This window comes from Alkalilimnicola ehrlichii (genome assembly GCF_003399765.1).
Lineage (GTDB): Bacteria > Pseudomonadota > Gammaproteobacteria > Nitrococcales > AK92 > AK92.
In genome coordinates, this window is sequence record NZ_NFZV01000030.1 from 41692 (window position 1) to 48614 (window position 6923).

The 6923-nt window shown below is 60.7% G+C and carries 6 protein-coding genes; all 6 read left to right on the plus strand.

Annotation, left to right across the window (positions count from 1 at the left end; translation table 11 throughout):
• Positions 1–30: 30 nt before the first annotated feature.
• The gene (locus CAI21_RS19530) at positions 31–903 is read left to right on the plus strand and encodes a peptidyl-prolyl cis-trans isomerase (RefSeq protein WP_116303835.1); all 873 of its coding nucleotides are present in this window, start codon (positions 31–33) and stop codon (positions 901–903) included.
• Between the two features lie 164 nt (positions 904–1067).
• Positions 1068–1706 (plus strand): fibronectin type III domain-containing protein, encoded by a 639-nt coding sequence (locus CAI21_RS19535; protein WP_116303836.1) that lies wholly within the window; start codon positions 1068–1070, stop codon positions 1704–1706.
• Positions 1601–3598 carry a hypothetical protein gene (locus CAI21_RS19540; protein ID WP_116303837.1) on the plus strand — a complete coding sequence of 666 codons (1998 nt, stop codon included), beginning with the start codon at positions 1601–1603 and terminating at the stop codon, positions 3596–3598. Before CAI21_RS19535 ends, CAI21_RS19540 begins: the two co-directional genes overlap by 106 nt.
• 11 nt (positions 3599–3609) lie before the next feature.
• A complete protein-coding gene (locus CAI21_RS19545) occupies positions 3610–4671 on the plus strand; it encodes a carboxypeptidase-like regulatory domain-containing protein (protein WP_116303838.1) in 1062 nt (353 codons plus the stop codon).
• A gap of 73 nt (positions 4672–4744) precedes the next feature.
• Positions 4745–5800, plus strand: coding sequence for a hypothetical protein (locus CAI21_RS19550; RefSeq protein WP_116303839.1), 1056 nt, complete (start codon positions 4745–4747; stop codon positions 5798–5800).
• Positions 5793–6923, plus strand: a 1131-nt coding sequence (locus tag CAI21_RS19555; protein WP_220348898.1) for a hypothetical protein, incomplete at its 3' end; no start/stop codon positions are given. The genes CAI21_RS19550 and CAI21_RS19555, both read left to right, overlap by 8 nt.

Below are 6923 nucleotides of genomic sequence, written 5' to 3' on the forward strand. Positions count from 1 at the left end.
CGCCACTGCGACAGCGGAAGAAACAGAACAATGAAAGCCTTACTCCGTGCGAGCTTGCTCCTTACTTTGTTGTTGGTCGGCTGCGGCGAGCGAGCCGATACCGACGCGGCAGTGGAGCGTAAGTTTGAAGACCGCGTGCTAGCCGAAGTAGGCGGCGAGCCGGTGTACCAAGCCGAGTTGGACGCCCATTTGCTGACCCTGTTCGGCGACCGGGCGACAGCGGGTCTCGGCGCCGACGTGGAGCGCAAGGCGCTGGAAAGTTTGGTGATGGCGCGGGTGCTGGCGCGCCGCGCCGAGACCGAGTTGCCCGAATACCGTCTACACGAGCTGGAAGTGCAAGCCGCCCTGCACCGTGAACAATTATTGCTGAATGCCTACTTGCAACAACGGGTGGCGCCGGCGCCGGTGTCCTCGGCGATGGTGCGAGACTTCTACGAGCGCCACCCCGAGCGGTTCGGCGCCGGTGTGGTGCGCAGCTTCGAGCTGCTTATGGCGCCGGATGCCTTAGCCAATCCGGCCCGTGACGAGCTGCTGGAAGCCTTGGCGGCGGCGCAAGACCACAGCAATTGGGCCGCCTTGGCGCAAGGCCTGCGGGCGCAGGGCCACGAGCTGGAATACCGCCGCGGCACGAGCGAGGGCGATTTATTGGATACGCGCTTGCGCAGCGTGGTGGACGGCGTCGAACCCGGCCAAAGCTCTGCGCCGGGTTTATACAACCAGCGGCCTTTCGTGCTCCGCGTGGTCGACGAGGTCGAGCAGCCGCCGCGGCCGTTGACCGAGGTCAGCGGCCAGATTCGTCAGGCGCTGGCGGCGCAGCAAATGCAGGCGGCGGTGCGCAGCGTCACCGAGCCGCTGCTGGAGGAGGTAGAGATCGACTACCTCTGGGATAACGACGACAACTAATTGCGCGCACAGCGCTGAGCACGCATGGCCAGGGCACGGTCATGCACGATACGCGATTTGATGGGGGGCGGGGCCATAACGGCTCGTCCATGGATAAGAGTCCTCGTCGGGATTGCCGAATGCGATTGCGAGAGGATTTGGGACAGTGGAACCAGGACCGATCCATGCCAGGCACAACACATTCGGTTGTCTCGGCTGCGCAGCGACGCAGTCGCTACCGCGCGCTGATTTTTCTCTGCGCCTTGTTGCTCGCCCTGCTCGGCTGTAGCGGCTCATCCGACGACGACCCGGCGCCGACACCTGGGGCCGTGACCGATTTATCCGCCACGATGGAAGGATCCGGTGTGCGCCTGCAATGGTCAGCGCCCAACCCTGCCGATAACGTGGCGCAATACCGCGTTTATCGGGGCGAGATCAACGGCGGACTGAGCCGTTTGGCCGAAGTCGCTGCCGCCGACGCCCGCTTCGTCGATGCCGAGCCGGCTAACGGCACGGTTTATCGTTACCGTGTCGTAGCATTGAACCGGGACAACCAAGCAGGGCCTGCCGCCGAGGTCGAATTCTTCGTCGCCTATAACACGACACCGGTACGCCAACTTTCGGTTAGCCGCGACGAGTGGTACGGCAAGCTGCGTTGGCAGCCGGAGAGCGGCTACCGCTACCAAGTGTTTCGAGGCACTTCGCGGCCGCCGAAGCCATGCTGGTCGAGACCGAGCAGTCCGAACACCGCGATGCCACCGCAACCGGTGCCGAGCCTTTGTATTATCGGGTGGCGACGGTGCGGGATTTCAGCAACCCGCTGACCGGCGAGTCATTGAGTCTGCAAGGGCCGCTGAGCGAGCCGGTGCGGCTTGAACCCTTGCCACCGCTGACGATTGCGTTTACCGACGCGGCCGGTACGGCCGAGAGCGGATTCTGGCAAATTTGGGACGGTGAGCCGCGCCATACCGTCAGCGGTCGGGTGTTGGGTGCGTTTGGTACCGTGACTGTCGCAGCGGAATCGGGGCGGGGGCGCTCATCGGTGAGCCTCGACGGTGATCGGTTCGAACTAAGCCTCCTGGTGCAGGGGCCGGCCGAGTGGCGCTTTCGGGTGCAGGAAACGGGCGGGCCGGGGCGCCAGGCCGAGGTCGTTTACCGCTTCATAACCGATAATACGGCCCCCGACATTGAAATCCACGGCCCGGCCGAGCGAACTACCACGAAAGATTATATCGTGCTCGAAGGGCGTGCTAGCGATGCGCGCTCAGGCCTTGCCGACGTGCGGGTGCACTCCGATCGCTACGCCGGGCAGAGTTTCCAGGCTTTTATCGGTGCCGGCGGCGCGTTTACCGCCGAGCTGCCGTTGCAGCGGGGTATGAACCTGCTGACGGCCACCGCCGTCGATCGCGCCGGCAATTCCGCCAGTGCGCAGGTGCAGGTCATGCGCGAGGTGTCGGCAGCCCCTCGCCTGCTTATTCTCAATCCGCCACGCGATACCACCACCCGTGCCGAGCAATTGACGGTGAGCGGTGTCGTCTACAGCAGCCAGGCGAGCGATCAACTGCGGGTGAGCCTGGGTGATCGACAGCAATCCCCCGACCCCGGCCCGCAGGACGGCGCCCATGTGTTCAGCTTCGCCGCCGTGCCCTTGCAACCCGGCACCAACCAGATAGCGGTAGCGGTGGCCTCGCCGGCGGGCAACGACCGTCAAGTGGTTAGCGTATTCCGCGACGACAGTCCGGAGCGGGAAATCGCCCCGCCGACGCTGGAAATCACCTCCCCGTCCGCCACCGATTACAGCAACCAGGAACGCGTAATCGTGGCCGGTAATGCCACCAGCACGGTCGGCGTGGCCCAGGTTACGGTGAACAATGAAGTGGTGGCCGTGGGCGGTCGCGATTCTACCCGCTTGAGTTTCCGCCATAGTATCGAGTTGTCGGCGGAGGGATTAGAAATCGTAGTGGTTGCCGAGGACATCGACGGCCGTAGCAGCCGCCGTACGATTAACTTGCAGCGCGATACCGACGCCCCGGTGATCGTGCTCGAGCGCCCCTTGGCGCCGGCGCCCGAGATCAACACGGTCGTTGAATCACCGTACCGCTTACGCGGTACGGTGACGGATGCTAGCTTAGCCGGCGTCAGCCTCAACGACCGCACGTTGGGCTTGGTGCCTGGTGCCGAAACGGGCCATTATCAGTTTGATACTCTGTTCAACTTAACTGCTGGCGAGTCGCGCTCGATTGTTCTCGCGGCGTGGGATTATGCCGGCAACCGTACCGAACAAGAGTATGTGCTGGCGTTCACGCCAGCGGTTGGCATCGAGATACTCGCACCGCGGGCCGGCGCTGTGCTTGAAATGGCCGGTGAGGACGGTGCCAGCGTTGACATTATCGCCCGCCTGGAAGGTTTGGAGGACAACCACCAAGTCCGTATTAGCTCAGGCGCGGGCGAGCCGCAGAGCATGTCAGTGAGCGATAATCTGGCCCGCGCCAGCGTCCACTTCGAGGCCGTCCAAGCCGGCGCGGTCGAGGTGATCGTGGAGGTGCTGGATGCCGAATCTACCGTGGTGGCGAGCGCCCGGCGTCAGTTCGAGTGGGTGAACTTGGACGACATCGCACTCGATGTCGCGCGTACGGAGCCTGAGAACGCCGCTAGCGATATTGAGCCCAACCGCTCGATTGGTGTTTTTTCAACCGCCCGATCGACCCGGCCCTGATTACCGTGCGTGTGACCGAAACCGTCCACGGGCCGACTTATGATCTCTCCGCCAACCACGGTCGGCAGGCTTTGCACACCGGAGGCAGTTTGCCCGTGATTCAGGTCAATCGCGATCAAGCGGAGGTCGCGGGCGAGCTTTCCGTCCTGCCGGATAATCGGGCCGTGGTGTTTTATCCCGCGCGAGAGTTTGCTTACGGTGCCACGGTTTATGTGGATCTGCGTTACGACGGCGAGGTGCTGAGTCGTTTCCAGTACGGCATCCGCCCTCTACCGAGCTTCCTGTCCGGTTTGCTGGTCGATCAGGTAGGACAGCCAGTCGATGAAGTCGTGGTGGCGTTGCCGGATATCAATCTACGGACGACCACTGGCCGTAACGGCGCTTTTAACTTCGGTTTCCGGAGTAACGTCGAGGCGACTCTGCCGGCCGGCCGCCATCGCATGGTCGTTAACCCCGGTTTAGCCGATCGTCGCTACGGTACAACCGAACAATGGGTGACAGTCGAGCCCGGTCGACTCAACCGTTTACCGGCAGCACAGCTTCCCCGGCTGAATCCGGAACTGCCTTTTCAGCGTATTCGCGGCCGTACCGGCAATATTAGCCTCGCGCGCGACCAGCTACGGCTTGACTTGAGCGGGGCGTGGCTGCAATTCCCCGGCGGCCGTGATAACGGCGATGTTCACGTACAGCAGTTGGATCGGGTCGGTATTCCCTACCGAGCTCAACCGGTGGCGAATCCGCATTGGATGTTTGCCGTTCAGCCCGGTGTACGGGTCGATGGCGAGGTGGGATTGTCTATGGCTATACCCGCCCTTTACGGCAGCTATGACTATATCCCTGATGACGGCGCCTTCGTACTTATTATCGGTTTCGAGCCGGACGAAAAACACTTGATCCCGGTCGGGCTGGGGCGTATCGAACAACGCCGCATCCACAGTGTGGGCAAATTGCCGCTGAGTTCGCTTGCGTACCTCGGCTATGTGTTGATACCTGACGATTATCAAGTATGGGCGGAACGGCACGCCAACGGCGAGATCAGTCTGAAGGCATTGGTGGCAGAGTTAGAGCGCTGACGGAGCATCAGTCGCGAAGCGAGGTCAGCACAATGCCTCATGCAAGGAACTAGAAAAACAAGGCGGAACAGCAATGGACTTCACGGGGCAGCAACGAGCACTTAAATGCCTATTGGGAGTGCTATTTATTGCCGTGGCATCAATATACACCACGGTGAGCTTGGCATCGAGTTACATGCCGCAGCCGAGGGCGGTAGTCGGTTCGGTGTACGCTAGATCCCTGATTTTGGGCGAGAACGGCGAGCCTATTTTCGCCCAATTCGATAGCCAAGGAAACGTTGTGGACGTGATCGGTGAGGCCGTGGGCGAGTTGGCCGGTGCTCGCGTTATGTCGGCTGCCGAGTACCGAGCCCATGCGGATGCCTACACCTCGTTCATGGACCAGCACCGGGACGGCCAGGCTCGGGGTGCCGTTCCAATGAGTCGAGCTGCTTATGAAGCGGCGTCTTTTTCTACCTTTCATGATAACCAGGCGGTGAATAAGCCGGCCTTGCGTTGGCCGGGGACCCGGTCGGTATTGACCAGAGGTCCGCTGACGCTGGCGACTCCTGATACCAATCCGGTGTTGCTCGAATCGCCTATCGACCTGACCAACCTAGCTATATTGGAGCCTAGTACTCAGTCGGTACTGCTTGATGTAAACGGGAGGGTGCTTCGGCAAAGCGACTATACACTTGGTTACCGTTCTAGTTACTTCGTTCAAGGGCCGGAGCAACCCGATGAGTGCACCATCGATGTAGCCTACGAGCCGGGAGGGGATAACCGTGTTATCGGACGTCGCCGAGGTGAAGATGCGCTATGCGGCCCCGTCCCTGGGGCAGAAATTAGTATGTGGAGCGCTTATGGTGAAGTGCAAACCGTAACCGATACCGACGGGCAGTTCCGGTTGAATTATATGCGGAGCGGTTGTCCTGGCTTCGATATTGAATTTACCTATATCGTTTTTCAGAAGATTTTCTATAGTCACTTTCATCCGCGAGCGCAGGCGCCGAGGTTTCACTATCAGCAACGGGATATCTATGATCATTGCTTGGGCTCCCACGTCAAAGCCCTTGCTGGAGGCCTAGTCGGTATTGGCGTTTACTTGCACGTCGAAGGGATAATAGCGGGGCGGGGTACATGTGCCTGACCTTAGCTTTCCGATTGATGTGACGGCCTTGGTAGGGCAGGCTGATATTAGTAATAGCCAACTTGGTGGTGGGCCAGTCGAACGGGGGCCGACGACTTATGGGGTCAACGTGCCTGGCTTTGAGCAAGTTCCGCCGGAAGGTTGGGACTTCAATGGTGACGGCCAAGCCGATCATGTCGAACCTTGGGGGGAAGAATGGGGCGTATGGTTACAAGGCCGTCGTCCGGAGGACGGTGATGGAGCGGGTAACCCGCTTCCGCCCGACTTCACCATCCAGCCCCACGCGTCGCCTGACTTCGCTCATCAAGGGTTGCTGGAGCGACTGAGTCTCGCTGATCTCAAAGAGACGGATCTCTACGTCTTTAGAGCTGCCACAGGAGATCTAATTGCCGAACGGCAAGGGCTTGATGAGTTTGATCTTGATCCGGATATTAATCGACTCTACATAAGCTTGTTATTACCAAGTGGCGACATTACGGTCGGAACCCAGCGCCGCCTCTCAACCCCCTATGAGTCCGGGCTTTCTTACAGCCCGGAATTCCTGAAAATAAGAGATATTGATCAATTACGCCCGGGCGAGGCGGTGCAGGTGGTCGCCATCAACCGCAAAACCGGCTACATCGGTACCGCCACGACGACGCTAACGCCTCCGACGGGTGGAATGATCGACGTACGCATCAATGGCCTACAGTTGGGGCCGCCGAACCTTAAAGTCCGGGTAGAGCGCAAGGCGGCTATCGGCGAGCAAGACAACTACTTAGTGGGTTTTGAGGGCGCCGGTTTAAGCTCCGATATTCACGTGGCCGTTATCACGGAGTGGTACGATCACGATGGCACCCCGCTTCCCGCCTCCCTTCCCGGTTTCACCGGCCGTTTGGCGCGGACGGTGGCGGACCGGCAACTCGGTGGCGGTGTGGCGCATTTCCCCATTCAGCCGGGACGGCACACGCAGATGCTGCGGCTGCAAGGCGTGGACCTCTTGGCCAACCACTATTACCTGCACGTCAACGCACAGCCCTATCATGAAGGCACCCCGGATTTCGGCGGCACGGGTGCCGGCGACGGCTTGCTGAGTTTTCGCCCGCGCTACTACGTGCCGGTCAAGGTCGCGATCTTCGACGAG